Source organism: Leisingera sp. XS_AS12, assembly GCF_041224635.1.
Taxonomy (GTDB): Bacteria; Pseudomonadota; Alphaproteobacteria; order Rhodobacterales; family Rhodobacteraceae; genus Leisingera.
On the sequence record NZ_JBGFGM010000073.1, the window covers coordinates 45,332 to 61,145 of the forward strand.

13 protein-coding genes and 1 tRNA gene are annotated in these 15,814 nt (G+C 65.3%); 8 read left to right on the forward strand and 6 right to left on the reverse strand.

The window, feature by feature from the left end; genetic code table 11:
* Positions 1 to 46: 46 nt before the first annotated feature.
* The 5 genes from AB9K35_RS05865 to rpmH form a co-directional block, all read right to left on the reverse strand.
* The gene (locus AB9K35_RS05865) at positions 47 to 1,591 is read right to left on the reverse strand and encodes a putative bifunctional diguanylate cyclase/phosphodiesterase (RefSeq protein WP_369924869.1); all 1,545 of its coding nucleotides are present in this window, start codon (positions 1,589 to 1,591) and stop codon (positions 47 to 49) included.
* Between the two features lie 66 nt (positions 1,592 to 1,657).
* Positions 1,658 to 2,545 carry a tRNA 2-thiocytidine(32) synthetase TtcA gene (gene ttcA / locus AB9K35_RS05870; protein ID WP_222456078.1) on the reverse strand — a complete coding sequence of 296 codons (888 nt, stop codon included), beginning with the start codon at positions 2,543 to 2,545 and terminating at the stop codon, positions 1,658 to 1,660.
* Between the two features lie 55 nt (positions 2,546 to 2,600).
* Positions 2,601 to 2,837: a membrane protein insertion efficiency factor YidD gene (gene yidD / locus AB9K35_RS05875; RefSeq protein ID WP_369924861.1), complete on the reverse strand. Its 237-nt coding sequence runs from the start codon at positions 2,835 to 2,837 to the stop codon at positions 2,601 to 2,603.
* Between the two features lie 152 nt (positions 2,838 to 2,989).
* On the reverse strand, positions 2,990 to 3,415 hold the full coding sequence (gene rnpA / locus AB9K35_RS05880; RefSeq protein ID WP_369924862.1) for a ribonuclease P protein component: 426 nt from the start codon (positions 3,413 to 3,415) through the stop codon (positions 2,990 to 2,992).
* A gap of 23 nt (positions 3,416 to 3,438) precedes the next feature.
* Positions 3,439 to 3,573 (reverse strand): 50S ribosomal protein L34, encoded by a 135-nt coding sequence (gene rpmH / locus AB9K35_RS05885; RefSeq protein WP_072791770.1) that lies wholly within the window; start codon positions 3,571 to 3,573, stop codon positions 3,439 to 3,441.
* 342 nt (positions 3,574 to 3,915) lie between these two features.
* Here rpmH and AB9K35_RS05890 point away from each other — a divergent pair, with 342 nt between their 5' ends.
* The 4 genes from AB9K35_RS05890 (at position 3,916) to AB9K35_RS05905 (ending at position 7,714) form a co-directional block, all read left to right on the forward strand.
* Positions 3,916 to 4,677, forward strand: a complete 762-nt coding sequence (locus tag AB9K35_RS05890) for a TVP38/TMEM64 family protein (protein ID WP_369924863.1) — start codon at positions 3,916 to 3,918, stop codon at positions 4,675 to 4,677.
* A 14-nt stretch (positions 4,678 to 4,691) separates the two neighbouring features.
* Entirely contained in the window at positions 4,692 to 6,110 is a 1,419-nt protein-coding gene (locus AB9K35_RS05895) for an NAD(P)/FAD-dependent oxidoreductase (protein ID WP_369924864.1), read from the forward strand.
* Positions 6,111 to 6,137: 27 nt separating this feature from the next.
* Positions 6,138 to 7,523, forward strand: coding sequence for a HAMP domain-containing sensor histidine kinase (locus AB9K35_RS05900; RefSeq protein WP_222456074.1), 1,386 nt, complete (start codon positions 6,138 to 6,140; stop codon positions 7,521 to 7,523).
* A gap of 114 nt (positions 7,524 to 7,637) precedes the next feature.
* Positions 7,638 to 7,714: transfer RNA gene (locus AB9K35_RS05905), tRNA-Arg, on the forward strand.
* 114 nt (positions 7,715 to 7,828) lie between these two features.
* On the opposite strand, the gene AB9K35_RS05910 is transcribed toward AB9K35_RS05905, so the two are convergent.
* A complete protein-coding gene (locus AB9K35_RS05910) occupies positions 7,829 to 8,845 on the reverse strand; it encodes an aldose epimerase family protein (RefSeq protein ID WP_369924865.1) in 1,017 nt (338 codons plus the stop codon).
* A gap of 492 nt (positions 8,846 to 9,337) precedes the next feature.
* Here AB9K35_RS05910 and AB9K35_RS05915 point away from each other — a divergent pair, with 492 nt between their 5' ends.
* The 4 genes from AB9K35_RS05915 (at position 9,338) to fdhF (ending at position 15,498) form a co-directional block, all read left to right on the forward strand.
* Positions 9,338 to 9,889 carry a winged helix DNA-binding protein gene (locus tag AB9K35_RS05915; protein ID WP_369924866.1) on the forward strand — a complete coding sequence of 184 codons (552 nt, stop codon included), beginning with the start codon at positions 9,338 to 9,340 and terminating at the stop codon, positions 9,887 to 9,889.
* A 138-nt stretch (positions 9,890 to 10,027) separates the two neighbouring features.
* Positions 10,028 to 10,927, forward strand: a complete 900-nt coding sequence (locus tag AB9K35_RS05920) for a LysR family transcriptional regulator (RefSeq protein WP_222456071.1) — start codon at positions 10,028 to 10,030, stop codon at positions 10,925 to 10,927.
* Positions 10,928 to 11,031: 104 nt separating this feature from the next.
* Positions 11,032 to 12,720, forward strand: coding sequence for an NAD(P)H-dependent oxidoreductase subunit E (locus AB9K35_RS05925; RefSeq protein WP_369924867.1), 1,689 nt, complete (start codon positions 11,032 to 11,034; stop codon positions 12,718 to 12,720).
* Between the two features lie 3 nt (positions 12,721 to 12,723).
* Positions 12,724 to 15,498 carry a formate dehydrogenase subunit alpha gene (gene fdhF, locus AB9K35_RS05930; RefSeq protein WP_369924868.1) on the forward strand — a complete coding sequence of 925 codons (2,775 nt, stop codon included), beginning with the start codon at positions 12,724 to 12,726 and terminating at the stop codon, positions 15,496 to 15,498.
* Positions 15,499 to 15,814 lie beyond the last annotated feature (316 nt).

Consider the following 15,814-nt stretch of genomic DNA (forward strand, 5'->3'; position numbering starts at 1 on the left):
CGGCAGAGCCTCCGGCGCGGCATAAAATACGGTAGAATTGGACCGGTCAGGGGCGTTGGCGGCCGATCGCGGGCGTGTCCTGAAGCTTCGCCTGGTGGGCGGTGATCCAGTCCAGTGTCTGGTCGAAGGGCATCGGGCGGCCGATGCCGAAGCCCTGCACGTGACCGCAGCCGAGCTGTGCCAGAAGGGCATGTTCGCCGGTGGTTTCCACGCCCTCGGCGAGGGTTTCAAGGTCCAGCCGTTCCGCCATGCTGAGCACTGCGGAGATCAGCTTTTGCTGTTCCGGGTCCTGATCGGCCTTCATCACGAAGGAGCGGTCGATCTTGATCCGCGAGATGCTGAAGCGGCGCACCGCGGCGATCGAGGCATGGCCGGTGCCGAAGTCATCGAGGTCGATCCGGCATCCCATCTCGCTGAGTGCGGTGATGTTGCGGGTGATGGTGTCATCGGGCTGGTCGGTCATCACCGTTTCGAGGATTTCCACGCAGAGGCGTTCCGGGGCCAGGTCGAAACGCTCCAGCTCCCATTTCACGCGGGCAGCGAGGCCGGGGTTGCGCAGCTCCTGGGTGGCGAAATTGACGCCGACGCTGGGCACATGCACACCCGCCTCGTCCCAGGCCTTGATCGCGACCAGCGCGTTGTACAGCATCACCTGGCTCAGCCGGTCCATCAGCCCGGCCTCTTCGAGCGCGGGCAGGAAGGTGGAGGGCGGCACCAGCCCCTGCACCGGGTGCGACCAGCGGGCCAGCGCTTCGAACCCCGAGATGCGGCCCGTGTCCGTGCAGATCTGCGGCTGGAACCAGGCCTGGATGTGCCCGGCCTCCAGCGCGTCGGCAGCTTCCTCGCGCAGGTTAGAGCGGGTGTTGCCACGGCTCGGCAGATCGGTGGAAAAGGCGCGGATGCCGCCGGGGCCGTTGCTGCGGGCCTCGGCCAGGGCGGCGGTGGCGGCGCTGATCCAGTCGGTGGTCGTGTTGCCGGGCGCGCGGTGGCGCTGGCAGAAGCCGATCGACGAGCTCAGGTAGACGGTGGTGCCATCCAGCGGCACCGGTTCCTCGGCGGCGGCCTGCATGCGGCCCGCCAGCTGGATGCACAGCTCCAGATCCAGTTGCAGGGTCGGCGACAGGCAGACACCGAACCGGCTGTCGCCAATGCGCGCCACGGTGTCCCCTTCGCGCAGCACCGAGGTGATCTGGCTGCCGCAGTGCTGCATGATGCGGTCCCCGGCCTCTTGCCCATGGCGGTCGGTCAGGGCGCGGTAATCATCCAGTTCGATCACGAAGATGGCGGCGCGCAGGTTGGACGCGCCGCATTCCTCGAACACCTGTTCAGCGGCTTTTTCAAACCCGTCCCGCAGCACCATGCCGGTGACGCTGTCATGCGGCATGCCATTGCCGCCGAACCGGGCGAATCCGCCGGTGGCGACGATCAGCACCGGCAGGCCAAGCGCCACGGCCAGCAGCGCGACTTCGCCGCCCAGCCAGTAGGTTGCCAGCGACAGCGCCGGCAGAAAGGCCAGCATGGGAGGGCCAAACAGCGCCGGCGCCAGTATCTTTCGCAGTCGCGCCAGGAGTCCTGAACCGGTGTTCATCATCGTCAGACCTTTCGTCTGCATCCAGTCATTCCGGACATAGACTAGGGCGCGGTTCTGACTCGGGAGTTAACGCAGTTTCGGAATCCCGTCATTTTCCGGCGGGGAATCGGCATTCTTCAGTTGAAGCCCCGCAAAATCGAACAGTTTCGGGTCCAGAAGATGCGATGGCCGGGCGTTCATCAATGCGCGGAACATCACCTGGCGGCGTCCGGGGCTGTTTGATTCCCACTGGTCAAGGATCTGTTTCACCTGCTGGCGTTGCAGCCCGTCCTGGCTGCCGCACAGATCGCAGGGGATGATCGGGTAGTTCATCGCGCGGGCGAATTTCTCGCAGTCGGCCTCGGCCACATGGGCCAGCGGGCGGAACACAAACAGGTCGCCTTCCTCGTTCACCAGCTTGGGCGGCATGGTCGCGAGGCGGCCGCCGTGGAACAGGTTCATGAAGAAAGTTTCCAGGATGTCGTCGCGGTGATGGCCCAGCACCACCGCTGAGCAGCCCTCCTCGCGGGCGATGCGGTAAAGGTTGCCGCGGCGCAGGCGCGAACACAGTGCGCAGTAGGTGCGCCCCTGCGGCACCTTGTCGACGACGATGGAATAGGTGTCCTGATACTCGATCCGGTGCGGCACGCCCATCTTTTCCAGGAACTCCGGCAGCACGGTGGCGGGAAAGCCGGGCTGGCCCTGGTCGAGGTTGCAGGCCAGCAGGTCCACCGGCAGAAGGCCGCGCCACTTCAGCTCATACAGCACCGCCAGCAGGGTATAGCTGTCCTTGCCGCCGGACAGGCAGACCAGCCATTTCGGGGTGCTGCCGTCCTCGCGCCGTTCGACCATGCCATATTGCTCGATCGCCTCGCGCGCGTAGCGCACGATGCGTTTGCGGAGCTTCTTGAACTCGGTGGTCGAGGGCGCACCGGCGAACAGCGGATGGATTTCGTCCAGATCATCATCAAGCATGGTCGCGCCCTAGCCGAGGATCGGCGTTTTGCCAAGACAAAAAGCGGTGCCGATGTCAGTCGTGCTGGTCGGTGTCCGGCACCGGGTCGTAGCCGTCGCCGCCAAAGGGGTGGCAGCGCCCGATGCGGCGGGCCGTCAGCCATGCGCCGCGAATGGCCCCATGTTTCTCCAGGGCTTCAAGGGCATAGGCCGAGCAGGTGGGCTGGTAGCGGCAATTGAAACCGACCCAGGGGCTGAACAGCAGCCGGTAGGCGCGCACGGGGAGTGCCAGGATATGGGCCAGGGGTGTCATGGGCGATAGATACGCAGAGTTGCGCGCTATGGCAATCAGGACCACGCCCGGGCCCCGGCACGGTGGCGGGGGGAAAGCGACCTTCCAGAGAAGGCCACAGGCTCCGGCCGGACATTTGGCGGGTAGCGAGGTCTGAATGGAAGGGGGGGCGCCTAGGCGCCGTGGACCTTTTTCAGCGCGTAGATGAGGTCTCGCTTCAGATCCTCGAACGGGCGCTGGGCGGTCTCGTTGGCGCGCCCGATCAGCACGTAGTCCCAGCCCGCGCGGCCATGGGTGGGCAGCACCAGGCGGGCGGCTTCGCGCAGGCGGCGCTTGGCCCGGTTGCGGGCCACCGCGTTGCCGACTTTCTTGGAACAGGTGAAACCGACGCGGATCCCCGAGGCGTCCTTGCGGTCGCGGCCCTGCAGCATCATCGCCTTGGTGCCCTGCTTGCGCGCAGGCGGACGGGCGCAGGCGAGGAAGTCGCGGCGCTTGGCCATGACATCGATCTGCGGCGCGTCAGATGCGCAAACGGACACCGCCGGAGACTGATCCCCGCGGGCAGCTTGGCCATCCTTGGGGGTCTCCGGCGGTGTCATGTCCGTCAGAACTGGAACTGAGCTTATGCGCTCAGTGCCTTGCGACCGCGTGCGCGGCGTGCGTTCAGGATCTTGCGGCCTGCCTTGGTGGCCATGCGCGCACGGAAGCCGTGGCGGCGTTTGCGAACCAGGTTCGAAGGCTGATAGGTGCGTTTCATCGCTCCGGTCTCCACATATTGTCTACGGGTCGGGCATGGAATCGGCCTGCCCCGGTGTCTATCTCGAAGCCCGGTCTGTAGAAGGGAATGGCGGGTAAGTCAAACCCCGTGGGCAGGGTTTTCGCCAAGTTTCAGCCCGAACCGCAACATTTCTGTCAAAAAACCATGGTCGCCGCCCCCGCGTGGCGGCCAGTGTTACAGGATTCGGCCCCGGCGCGTCATAATTCTCACGTAACACGAGGGGCAGATCAACCGCCCGTGATCCGGGCGCACTTGCTCTCGTGCGCAGGCCATATAAGGCATAGCTACAAGGCCAGCGAACAAGACGGACCCAGACACACCATGAGCAAGCCACAGAATTCCGAACCGCAGCCCAGCCACCAGCCCGACACCCGGCCGGGTGTGTTGCGCCACCTGCCGCTGATCGCGGTTGTCGCCGTGGCGCTGATCGGTGCGGTGACGCTGCGCGATTACCTCACCTTTGAAACCTTGCGCGACAACCGCGAAGCGCTGATGGCATTCCGGGATCAGAACTATCCGGGACTGGTTGCGGCCTTTGTCGGGCTCTACATTGTGATCGTGGTCTTCTCGCTGCCCGGCGCCGCTGTGGCCTCGGTCACCGGCGGGTTCCTGTTTGGGCTGGTGGCGGGGACGCTGTTCAACGTGGTGGCGGCCACCATCGGCGCGGCGGGCATCTTTCTGGCGGCGCGCTGGGGGCTGGGGGCACTACTGACCGCCCGCATGGAGGCCGCCGAGGGCCGGGTGCAGATGCTGAAGCAGGCGCTGCGCGAGAATGAGGTCGAGGTGCTGCTGCTGCTGCGGCTGGTGCCTGCGGTGCCTTTCTTTGTCGCCAACCTGCTGCCCGCGCTGGTCGGGGTGAGGCTGCGCAACTTCCTGTGGACGACGGCGGTGGGAATCATCCCCGGGGCCATCGTCTTTACCTGGATCGGCGTGGGGCTGGGCGCCGTGTTCGACCGCGGCGGCAAGCCGGATCTGACCCTGTTGTGGGAGCCGCATGTGCTGGGGCCGATTCTGGGGCTCTGCGTGCTGGCGGCGATGCCGATCCTGGTGAAAGCCCTGCGCGGCAAGCGTGGCAAGACATAACGGGGGAATTGGGTATGGAGCGTATCAACTGCGACCTGTTGGTGATCGGCGCGGGGTCCGGCGGGCTGTCGGTGGCGGCGGGTGCCAGCCAGATGGGCGCCGATGTGGTGCTGCTGGAAGGCCACAAGATGGGCGGCGACTGCCTGAACTACGGCTGTGTCCCGTCCAAGGCGCTGCTGGCCAGTGCCAAGGCGGCGCATGGCCCGGCGCAGACCGCGGCCTTTGGAGTGCCGCCAAGCCGTCCGCAGCCGGATTACACCGCCGCGATGGGCCACGTGCGGCAGGTGATCGAAACCATCGCCCCGGTGGACAGCCAGGAACGGTTCGAGGGGCTGGGCGTGCGGGTGATCCGCGAGTTCGGTCATTTCGTCTCGGAAACCGAGGTCGAGGCGGGCGCCCACCGCATCACCGCGCGGCGGGTGGTGATCGCCACCGGATCGTCACCGCTGGTGCCGCCGGTGCCGGGGCTGGACACCGTGCCGTATCTCACCAACGAGACGCTGTTCGACCTGCGCGAACGCCCGGCGCATCTGCTGATCGTCGGCGGCGGCCCGATCGGCATGGAAATGGCGCAGGCGCATGTGCGGCTGGGCAGCAAGGTCACCGTGATCGAAGGCCAGCGGGCGCTGGGCCAGGATGACCCGGAGGCCGTGTCGCTGGTGCTGGACGCCCTGCGCGCCGAGGGCGTGGAGATCGCCGAGGGGGCGATGGTCTCGCGCGTGTCGGGGCAGGCGGGGGCCATCGAGGTGGAGACCCGCGACGGCAGCCGCTTTCACGGCAGCCATTTGCTGATGGCGGTCGGGCGGCGCGCCAATATCGACCGGCTGAACCTGTCTGCCGCCGGGATCGAAACCGCGGGCAATGGTATAAGGGTGGACGACAGCCTGCTGACCAGCAATCGGCGCGTCTATGCCATCGGCGATGCGGCGGGCGGGCTGCAGTTCACCCATGTGGCGGGCTATCACGCCAGCGTCATCATCCGCTCGGCGCTGTTTGGATTGCCGTCGGCGGCAAAGACCAGCCATCTCCCGCGTGTCACCTATACCGATCCGGAGCTGGCCCAGGTCGGGCTGCAGGAGCGGGCCGCGCGCGACATCTATGGCGCCAAGCTGGAGGTGGTGCGGTTCGACTTCCGCGAGAATGACCGGGCCGTGGCTGAGCGCAAGACCGACGGATTCATCAAGGTGATGGTGCATCGCGGTCGCCCGGTGGGGGTGACGATCGTTGGCCAGCAGGCCGGGGAGCTGATTTCGCTCTGGTCGATGGCACTGGCCAACCGCCTGAAAATGAGCCAGATTGCTGCAATGGTTGCGCCCTATCCCACGGTCGGCGAAATCAACAAGCGGGTGGCTGGAGCCTACTTCTCGCCCCGGTTGTTCGATAGTGATCTGGTCAAGCGGGCGGTGCAGCTGGTGCAGCGCTGGCGGCGCTAGGACGGGGTGAGGAACAGGGGCGGCGGAATGCTCAACACGCTTTCGGGCCGATTTCTGATTCTGACCACGGTCTTCGTGATGCTGGCCGAGGTGCTGATCTTCGTGCCTTCGATCGCACGGTTTCGCGAAGACTACCTGGCGGCGCGGCTGGAGCGCGCCCAGATCGCCTCTCTGGCGCTGCTGGCGGATGACATGCTGGAAAGCGAGCTGGAGGCGGAGCTTCTGGAGACGGCGGGGGTGTTCAACGTGGTGCTGCGCCGTGACGAGGTCCGCCAGCTGATGCTGGCCTCGCCGATTCCGCAGCCGATCGCGGCGACTTATGATCTGCGCATGGCCAGTGCGCTGGTGCTGGTGCGCGATGCGATGCTGCGCCTGGCCAACCCGGAAAACGAGATCATCCGGGTGATCGGCGCGCCGGTCCATGACGCCGGTCTGCTGATCGAGATCACCATGGAAACCGCGCCCCTGCGGATGGCGATGATCGACTATGGCGTGCGGATCCTGATCCTGTCGGCGGTGATCTCGATCTTCACGGCGTTGCTGTTGTTCGTGGCGGTGCGAATCGTGCTGGTAAAGCCGATCAAGGCGGTGGTGGGATACATGCAGCGCTATGCGGCGGCGCCGGAGGATGCCCGCGGCATCATCCATCCCAGCTCGCGCCTTGCCGAGCTGCGCGAGGCGGAGGAGGCGCTGATGCAGCTGCAGACCGAGCTGACCCAGGCGCTGAAACAGCGTGAACGGCTGGCGCAGCTTGGCGGCGCGGTGGCCAAGGTGAGCCACGATCTGCGCAATATCCTGACCTCGGCGCAGCTGTTCACCGACCGCATCGAGATGAGCGAAGATCCCCTCGTGCGGCGTCTCGCCCCCAAGCTGGTGAATTCGATCACCCGCGCGGTCTCGCTGTGCGAGGGCACGCTGGCCTTTGGCCGCGCCGAAGAGCCCGCGCCGACCTTTGCCGTCATTTGCCTGCATGAGATTGTCGAGGACATCGTCGAGAGCGAGCGGCTGGCCGCGGATGGCGGTCTTGCGGACATCGTCAACGCGGTGCCCAAGCCGATGATGCTGCGGGGGGACCCCGAGCAGCTGTTCCGCATCGTGATGAACCTGGTGCGCAATGCCCGTCAGGCGATTGCCGCCACCGGGCAGCCCGGCCGTATCACCGTGGCCTGCCACGAGGACGACAGCCGCTGGCTGATCACCGTCAGCGACACCGGTCCCGGCTTGCCGAAACGCGCCCAGGACAAATTGTTCACCCCCTTCCAGGGCGGCGCGCGCAAGGGCGGAACGGGGCTGGGGCTGGCCATCGCGGATGAGCTGGCGCGCGGTCACGGCGGCGCGGTGAAGCTGCGCGAAACCAGCCCGGCGGGCACGACCTTCGAGGTGTGTCTGCCCAAGGGGGACGGCGCGCTCTGAGCTGCGCCGGGCAGGCAGTCGGCGGCCGTCGCGCGGGGCATGTGACAGGCAAGTGAAAGTTTTTTGTTTTTGGGGTTGCGCTGCCTCGGTGCCAAGGATAAACCCCGCCGCAGTGGACCGATAGCTCAGCTGGATAGAGTACTTGACTACGAATCAAGGGGTCGGGGGTTCGAATCCTCCTCGGTCCGCCACTACCCTCCCTCCTGTTTGCAGAGAATTGATCGCGCGCAGCTGATCAACGTGCGGTGTCGGCGGATGTACGTTCCGCTGCGGCTTTGGCTGCATCGGGAAGACTGTATCCGGCTTCAGCCCGGACCAGCCCCATTTCCTGCAAGGTGCTCGAAAGAAAAGAGATTGCGGCTCTCATAGCGCGCGTTGCGGCGCAGGATGATTGACGGGAACGTCGGGTGGTGCACGGCGTCCGGCCAGCCTTGGGGTTCCAGTGCAATACCGGCGTGGTTGCCGTATGAACGCCCGTCGAGCCCTGGGTGTTGGCTGCGCATCCCGGCTGCGTTGAACACCTGCAACCCCGGTTGATTGCTGTGCAACCGCATTCCGATGCCGGAAGCGGTGCTGTGCAGGTGGGCCACTTCGCGCCTCGGCATGACCGTTTGCGAACAGCAGTAATTGTCATCGAGCGCGGTCGCGGCGGCGGCGCGCGGGCGGCGCAGGTCCTTGGGGTGGCCATCCAGTTGCAGGCACTTGCCGGTGGGCACGAGATCCGCGTCCGTTTCGAGGATTTGATCCGCCTGCACCTGCAGGCGGTGGTGGCGCAGATCGCCGCTGTCATCCAGATTGAAATAGAAATGCGGCGCCAGATTGCAGACCGTGTCGGCGTCGGTCCGGGCGCTCAGCGTGACCTCCAGGCTGTTGTCGGGGTGGAGGCTGTAGCGACATGTGACCTGCAGCGCGCCGGGAAAGCCCATGTGACCATCCGCGAGGCGGCAGCCAAGCGTGACGCTGGCGTCCTCGGCGGCCTCGATCGTCCAGACCTGCCGGTGCAGCCCATCCCGCCCGCCGTGCAGCATGTGTTTTCCCAGAAAGTTCCGGTCCAGCTGGTGATCGGTGCCGTTGAGCGGCAGGTGCCCCCGGGCAACCCGGTTGGCGACGCGGCCAACGATGGCCCCGAAATACCAGGGGCTGTCCCAGTAATCGGCGGCGGAGTTCAGCCCCAGCACCAGCGGCGCGGGGTGGCTTTCCAGTCGCAGGTCGCGCAGGACCGCGCCAAGGGTCAGGATCTGTGCCCACATCCCGCCGTTGCGCAGAGTGATGCGCTCGACGTTATGCCCATCCGGGGTGGCTCCGAAACTGTCGATACGCATGCCGGGCCTCAGCGGTTGTGCAGAACGACGCCCCTGTGTGGCGGCGCGCGGCCCCTGGCAGGTGCAGGGCGGCGGAGCCACATGAGGGGCCTTGTGGGTCTTTGGGTAGCCACGGGGGCGCGGGTTGTCCAGTGGTGGCGGGCCTTGCGGGCAATCCACGCTGCTGGCCACCCGGCATTGGAGAAGGCGCCGGGTGCAGACGTCGGGCCATCCGCGGGTGGCGCTGGGCGATGTTCGGGATGTTCCACGTGAAAGATGTGGTGTTGGGACGGCCTGAAAACGGGCTTGGAAGCTTCGGTATTGAACCTTGTCACAAATGGTTGGATATATTGCTTAGAATTTAGTTCGGATTTTTCGGAGTCGCCTGGACGCTTCGCGGTTTCGCGTTTGCGTCGTATCGGTCGTTTGTGGGCCGTATTGGGTTGGTTTCGGTTTGTATCCCGGTGTTCTGCCGTGCGCTGGCATGGCCATTTTAATATTGGAGTTCGTTCGTTGGAGATAAATACCGCCCCCATTCCACTTTCCCCATCTGCTGAGGCGCAGACCTCTGGCTCGGATCAGCAACAGTCTGTCGCGCAGGACATCCAGGCGCTGGCGTTGGCCGTGCAACGGGCCGCCGAAGGGCTGGCGCGTTGGCAGGTGCATGGCTTTGAACAGATCAGCGACGTGTCGCTGACCGGTGCGGAGGTTACCCTGTTGCAGCTGATCGGCGACGAGGGCAAGCCCAAGGCGATCAAGGAACTGGCCGCCGCAACCAACCGTATCGACATTCCCAATATCCAATACTCCCTGCGCAAACTAGGCGCGGCCGGCCTGACCTGCAAGCAGGGGGCCGGGCGGTCCGGGGTGAGCTATCGGCTGACCGAACGGGGGGCAGAGGTGCTGGACGGGCTGCTGCGGCAGCGCGCGGCGCTGGCCCGCCGGGTGCAGGTGTCGCATGGCGATCTGGCCCAGCAGCTGCGTGCGACGCGCAACGCGCTGGACAGCCTGAGCAAAGCCTATGGTGATGCCCTGCATGACACGCTGGAGCCGGTGGGCGCCTGACCCGGCGTCTCTGCGGCGCGTGTCCGTGGCTGGCGCGGCGGCGGGCCTGCGGCAAATGTGGTCCGGGGCGTCATGGGCCGTGGTTTGCATCGGTCGTGCCCATTGCGCCTGCCGTCCGGGCGGGCATAAGGTTTCGCCATGATTGAACTCAAGGAACTCCAGCTGCTGACGGCCTTGGCCCGGCACCAGCATTTTGCCAAGGCGGCGGCCGAATGCGGCATGTCGCAACCGGCCTTTTCCATGCGGATCCGCAACCTGGAAGACCGGCTTGGCTTGTCCATCGTGCGCCGGGCCAACCGGTTTCAGGGGCTGACCGAGGAGGGGCTGATGATTGTCCGCCGGGGGCGGTCGATCCTGGATGATGCCCGGGCGCTGGAACAGGAAATCGCCGCCAGCCGGGGCGAGGTGACCGGCACGCTGGTGCTGGGCGTGATCCCGACCGCCACCGCCTGGGCGGCGCAGCTGGTGGACCAGGTGCGGCAGCGCTATCCGCGGATCCTGACCCAACTGGAAGCGACGACATCTCTGGCTATCCAGCAGCGGCTTTATGATGGTACAATAGACGCCGGTATCACCTATGCCGACAGCATGGGCCGCGACCTGGTAACGGTGCGCCCGCTTTATGATGAAAGCTACGTGTTGCTGGCTCCGGAGGCGATGGTGGCCGGGCGGGACGGCTCGATCACCTGGGCCGAGGCCGCAGAGCTGCCACTGAGCCTTCTGAACCAGCAGATGCAGAACCGTCGCATTCTGGACCGCATCTTTGCCGATCTCGGATGCAAGCCGGAGATCGTCTCTGAATCCAACGGGTTCATGGCCTCGATGGTGCTGGCGCTGGAGGGATCGGCGGCGGCGATTCTGCCGCGGGCGTTGACACAGGCGCTGGGCAGGCTGGGCGGAACCTGCGTGCTGGACCTGGTCGAGCCGGAGCAAAACCGGCAAATTTGCCTGGCGACGCTGGACCGCAGCCCGGAGCTGACCACCATTCAGGCGCTGAAAAGCGTGGTTGCGACCTTTGTCGAGGGAGATGCGACCTAAATCACGAGATAAGCTGCGCTTATCGTTCCATCGGTTTTCTAGATTTGACGATATTCATTCTTGATGGCATTGCCCGATGAATAACGTGCTGACTGGAGGGCCCGATGGCACCATTGGATGATAGCAAGGGCGTATGGAAATCCGGCCGCGGCAAGGGGCGCAAGACGCCCAAGGGCCGTCAGGTGGATGACCAAGCGCTGAGCGAGGTTCAAGCACTGCTGGGGGACCGCCCGCGCAACCGGGATCTGCTGATCGAATTCCTGCATCTGATCCAGGATAAATACGGCCACCTCAGCGCGGCGCATATCCGCGCGCTGGCCGAGGAGTTGCGCACCGGGCAGGCGGAGATCTATGAGGTCGCCAGCTTCTACGCGCATTTCGACGTGGTGCGCGAGGGCGAGACGCCGCCGCCGGCGCTGACCATCCGGGTCTGTGACTCGCTTTCCTGTGAACTGGCCGGGGCGGAACAGCTGAAACAGGCCCTGGAAGATGGTCTGGACGCCAGCCAGGTCCGCGTGCTGCGCGCGCCCTGCATGGGCCGCTGCGACACCGCGCCGGTGCTGGAGATCGGCCATAACCACATCGACCATGCCACGGTCGAAAAGGTCGAAGCGGCAATTGCGGCGGGTGACACCCACGCGCATATCCCGGACTATCAGACCTATCAGGAATACGCGCTGGCGGGCGGCTACGTGACGCTGGAAGAGCTGCGCGCGAATGGCGACTGGGAGGCGGTGCAGGAAAAGGTCAAGGAAGCGGGTCTGCGCGGTCTTGGCGGCGCGGGTTTCCCCTCCGGCACCAAATGGGGCTTTGTGCGCGCCAACGAAGGCCCGCGTTATCTGGCCGTGAACGGCGACGAGGGCGAGCCGGGCACCTTCAAGGACCGCTACTATCTGGAACGCACCCCGCATGTCTTCCTCGAAGGCATGCTGATCGCCGCCTGGGCGGTCGAGGCCGAGAAAGCCTTTATCTATATGCGCGACGAATATCCGGCGGTGCTGGAAATCCTGCGCCGCGAGATCAAGGCGCTGGAAGAGGCGGGCGTGGTTGCGCCGGGCTACATCGACCTGCGCCGCGGGGCAGGGGCCTATATCTGCGGTGAAGAAAGCGCAATGATCGAGTCGATCGAAGGCAAGCGCGGTGAGCCGCGCCACCGCCCGCCGTTTGTGGCGCAGGTGGGGATCTTCGGGCGCCCGACCCTCGTGCACAACGTCGAGACCCTGTACTGGGTCTGCAAGATCAATCGCGAAGGGCCGGAGTGCCTGAAAGCGGTCGAGAAGAACGGCCGCAAGGGGCTGCGCAGCTATTCGGTGTCGGGCCGGGTGAAGAACCCGGGCGTGCATCTGCTGCCCGCCGGCTCCACCATCACCGACATCATCGAGGCCGCGGGCGGCATGCTGGATGGCCACAGCTTCAAGGCGTATCAGCCGGGTGGTCCGTCCTCGGGCCTGCTGCCGGCATCGATGAATGACATCCCGCTGGATTTCGACACGCTGCAGCCGCATGGCACCTTCATCGGCTCCGCCGCCGTGGTGGTGCTGTCGGATCAGGACTCGGCCCGCGATGCGGCCCTGAACATGCTGCGCTTCTTCGAGGATGAAAGCTGCGGCCAGTGCACCCCCTGCCGGGTCGGCTGCGAAAAGGCGGTGAAGCTGATGCAGGCCCCGAAATGGGACCAGTCGCTGTTGGAGGAGCTGAGCCAGACCATGGTCGACGCCTCGATCTGCGGTTTGGGCCAGGCGGCGCCGAACCCGATCCGCCTGACCATGAAACATTTCCCCGAGGAGGTCTGAACCATGAGCAATCTCGTTACATTCACCCTCGACGGCAAAGAGGTCACGGCAGAAAAAGGCCAGACCATCTGGGAAGTGGCCAATGGCCGCGGGCTGAAGATCCCGCATCTGTGCCACAAGCCGCAGCCGGGCTACCGTCCCGACGGCAACTGCCGCGCCTGCATGGTGGAGATCGAGGGCGAGCGCACGCTGGCGGCCTCCTGCATCCGCGAACCGGCCGAGGGCATGGTTGTCACCACCAACAACGCGCGGGCCGAGAACGCCCGCAAGATGGTGATGGAACTCCTGGTGGCCGATCAGCCCGAACGGGACAAGGCGCACGACAAGTCCAGCCACATGTGGGACATGGCCGAGCTGAACGGCGTCACTGAAAGCCGCTTTCCCAAGCTGGAAGAGGGCCGCATTCCGCTGCTGGACGACAGCCATGTCGCCATGAGCGTGAACCTGGATGCCTGTATTTCCTGCGGCCTGTGCGTGCGCGCCTGCCGCGAGGTGCAGGTGAACGACGTGATCGGCATGGCGGGCCGTGGTCATGATGCCTATCCGACCTTTGATATCGCCGACCCGATGGGCGCATCCTCCTGCGTGGCCTGTGGCGAGTGCGTGCAGGCCTGCCCGACCGGCGCACTGATGCCCGCGACCGTGGTCGACGAGGCGCAGGTGGGCGACAGCAAGGATTACGACTCCGAAACCGAAAGCGTCTGCCCGTTCTGCGGCGTCGGCTGCAAGGTCAGCCTCAAGGTGAAGGACGGCAAGGTCAAATATGTCGAGGGCATCAATGGCCCCGCCAATGAGGGCCGCCTGTGCGTGAAGGGGCGCTTTGGCTTTGACTACATCCACCACCCGCACCGTCTGACCAAGCCGCTGATCCGCCGCGACGACGCCCCGGCCAAAGGTCTGAACGTCGATCCGGGCAATCTGTCGACGCACTTCCGCGAGGCGACCTGGGAAGAGGCGATGGATCTCGCTGCCAAGGGTCTGATGCGCCTGCGGGACGAGAACCCGAAATCGGTTGCGGGCTTCGGCTCGGCGAAATGCACCAACGAAGAGGCCTATCTCTTTCAGAAGTTCATCCGCCAGGGCTTCAAGCACAACAATGTCGACCACTGCACCCGACTGTGCCACGCCTCCTCCGTTGCGGCGCTGATCGAAAACGTGGGCTCCGGTGCCGTGACCGCGACCTTCAACGAGATCGAGAACGCGGATGTGGCGATTGTCATCGGCTCCAACCCGATCGAGAACCACCCCGTTGCGGCGACCTACTTCAAGCAGTTCACCAAGCGCGGCGGCAAGCTGATCGTGATGGATCCGCGCGGCGTCGGCCTGCGCCGGTTCGCGACCGAAATGGTGCAGTTCCGCCCCGGTGCGGATGTGTCGATGCTGAACGCGATCATGAATGTGATCGTCGAGGAGGAGCTCTACGACAGCCAGTACATCCACCGCTGGACCGAGAACTGGGAGGCCGAGAAGGAGCACCTGCGCCAGTTCACGCCCGAAAAGATGTCGGAAATCTGCGGCGTGTCCCCCGAGCAGCTGCGCCGCGTCGCGCGCACCTTTGCGAACGGCAAGGCGGGGCTGATCTTCTGGGGCATGGGTGTGTCGCAGCACATCCACGGCACCGACAACTCGCGCTGCCTGATCAGCCTTGCGCTGATGACCGGCAATGTCGGCAAGCCCGGTGCCGGCCTGCACCCGCTGCGCGGCCAGAACAACGTGCAGGGGGCGTCCGATGCGGGCCTCATCCCGATGTTCCTGCCGGACTACCAGACCGTGACCTCGGACGACGTGCGCCGCAGCTTCACGGATGTCTGGGGCGGCGGCGACTTCTCGAACGAGAAGGGGCTGACGGTGACCGAGATCGTCGACGAGGTCTATGCCGGCAACATCAAGGGCATGTACATCCAGGGGGAAAACCCGGCGATGTCGGATCCGGACGTGGACCATGCACGCGATGCCTTCGCCAAGCTGGAGCTGCTGATCGTGCAGGATATCTTCCTGACCGAGACGGCGAACTACGCGGATATCATCCTGCCCGCCTCGGCGCTCTATGAAAAGAACGGCACCGTCAGCAACACCAACCGGCAGGTGCAGCGGGTGCGTCCCGCGGTGCCGCCGCCGGGCGAAGCGCGCGAGGACTGGCAGATCACCGTTGACCTCGCGCAGCGTATCGGCCTGCCCTGGGACTACAAGGATGTCTCCGAGGTCTTTGCCGAGATGAAGCTGAACATGAAGTCGCTCGACAACATCACCTGGGAGCGCCTGGAGGTGGAGACCATCACCTACCCGTCGCTGCATGAAACCGACCCCGGCCAGGCGATCGTGTTCGGCGACGGCTTCCCGCGCGAAAGCGGCCGGGCGCGCTTCACCCCGGCGGCGGTGATCGCCCCGGACGAGGCGCCGGATGCGGAGTTCCCGATGATCATGACCACCGGTCGCCAGCTGGAGCATTGGCACACAGGCTCGATGACCCGCCGGTCCAAGGTGCTGGATGCAGTGGAGCCGGAGGCGAACTGCTCTCTCAACCCGCGCACCCTGAAGCTGATGGGCGTGGAGCCGGGCGAGATGGTACGCCTGACCACCCGGCGCGGATCGATCGAGATCATGGCCCGCGCCGACCGCGCAATCGCCGAGGACATGGTGTTCGTGCCCTTTGCCTATGTGGAAGCCGCCGCCAACATTCTGACCAACCCGGCGCTGGACCCCTACGGCAAGATCCCGGAGTTCAAATTCGCCGCGGTGCGGGTGGAAAAGGTCGAAGCGCAGATTGCCGCCGAATAGACCTTTTGGCAGACGATCCAGACGGGCGCCCCCAGAGGGCGCCCGTTTTCGTTTCTGCGCGGTTATCCGTGTGAGCGAGTCGGTCGCGGGACAGGTGGTCCAATGTTCGGCTGATTCCGGGACTGGTCTGTGGGTAAGTCCTGCGAGTCTGTGGGTAACTGGGCGTTTGTGTGCTGGTCGCGGTCGCGGGGCGGGGAGGGGAGGGCGGCATCGGCGATCCTGCGCCAGGTCCTGGCGGGCTTCTTGCCTTCTAAGTCATTGATTTTGTGTCGCTGCAGGGATTTTCTTCGGCGGATCTGCGTTTTTGTGAATTTTG

What these genes read in the sequence shown, in the direction of transcription:
- AB9K35_RS05865 (WP_369924869.1), bottom strand. Translation starts at nt 1,591, where the DNA reads ATGATGAACACCGGTTCAGGACTCCTGGCGCGACTGCGAAAGATACTG.
- ttcA (WP_222456078.1), bottom strand. Translation starts at nt 2,545, where the DNA reads ATGCTTGATGATGATCTGGACGAAATCCATCCGCTGTTCGCCGGTGCG.
- yidD (WP_369924861.1), bottom strand. Translation starts at nt 2,837, where the DNA reads ATGACACCCCTGGCCCATATCCTGGCACTCCCCGTGCGCGCCTACCGG.
- rnpA (WP_369924862.1), bottom strand. Translation starts at nt 3,415, where the DNA reads ATGACACCGCCGGAGACCCCCAAGGATGGCCAAGCTGCCCGCGGGGAT.
- rpmH (WP_072791770.1), bottom strand. Translation starts at nt 3,573, where the DNA reads ATGAAACGCACCTATCAGCCTTCGAACCTGGTTCGCAAACGCCGCCAC.
- AB9K35_RS05890 (WP_369924863.1), top strand. Translation starts at nt 3,916, where the DNA reads ATGAGCAAGCCACAGAATTCCGAACCGCAGCCCAGCCACCAGCCCGAC.
- AB9K35_RS05895 (WP_369924864.1), top strand. Translation starts at nt 4,692, where the DNA reads ATGGAGCGTATCAACTGCGACCTGTTGGTGATCGGCGCGGGGTCCGGC.
- AB9K35_RS05900 (WP_222456074.1), top strand. Translation starts at nt 6,138, where the DNA reads ATGCTCAACACGCTTTCGGGCCGATTTCTGATTCTGACCACGGTCTTC.
- AB9K35_RS05910 (WP_369924865.1), bottom strand. Translation starts at nt 8,845, where the DNA reads ATGCGTATCGACAGTTTCGGAGCCACCCCGGATGGGCATAACGTCGAG.
- AB9K35_RS05920 (WP_222456071.1), top strand. Translation starts at nt 10,028, where the DNA reads ATGATTGAACTCAAGGAACTCCAGCTGCTGACGGCCTTGGCCCGGCAC.
- AB9K35_RS05925 (WP_369924867.1), top strand. Translation starts at nt 11,032, where the DNA reads ATGGCACCATTGGATGATAGCAAGGGCGTATGGAAATCCGGCCGCGGC.
- fdhF (WP_369924868.1), top strand. Translation starts at nt 12,724, where the DNA reads ATGAGCAATCTCGTTACATTCACCCTCGACGGCAAAGAGGTCACGGCA.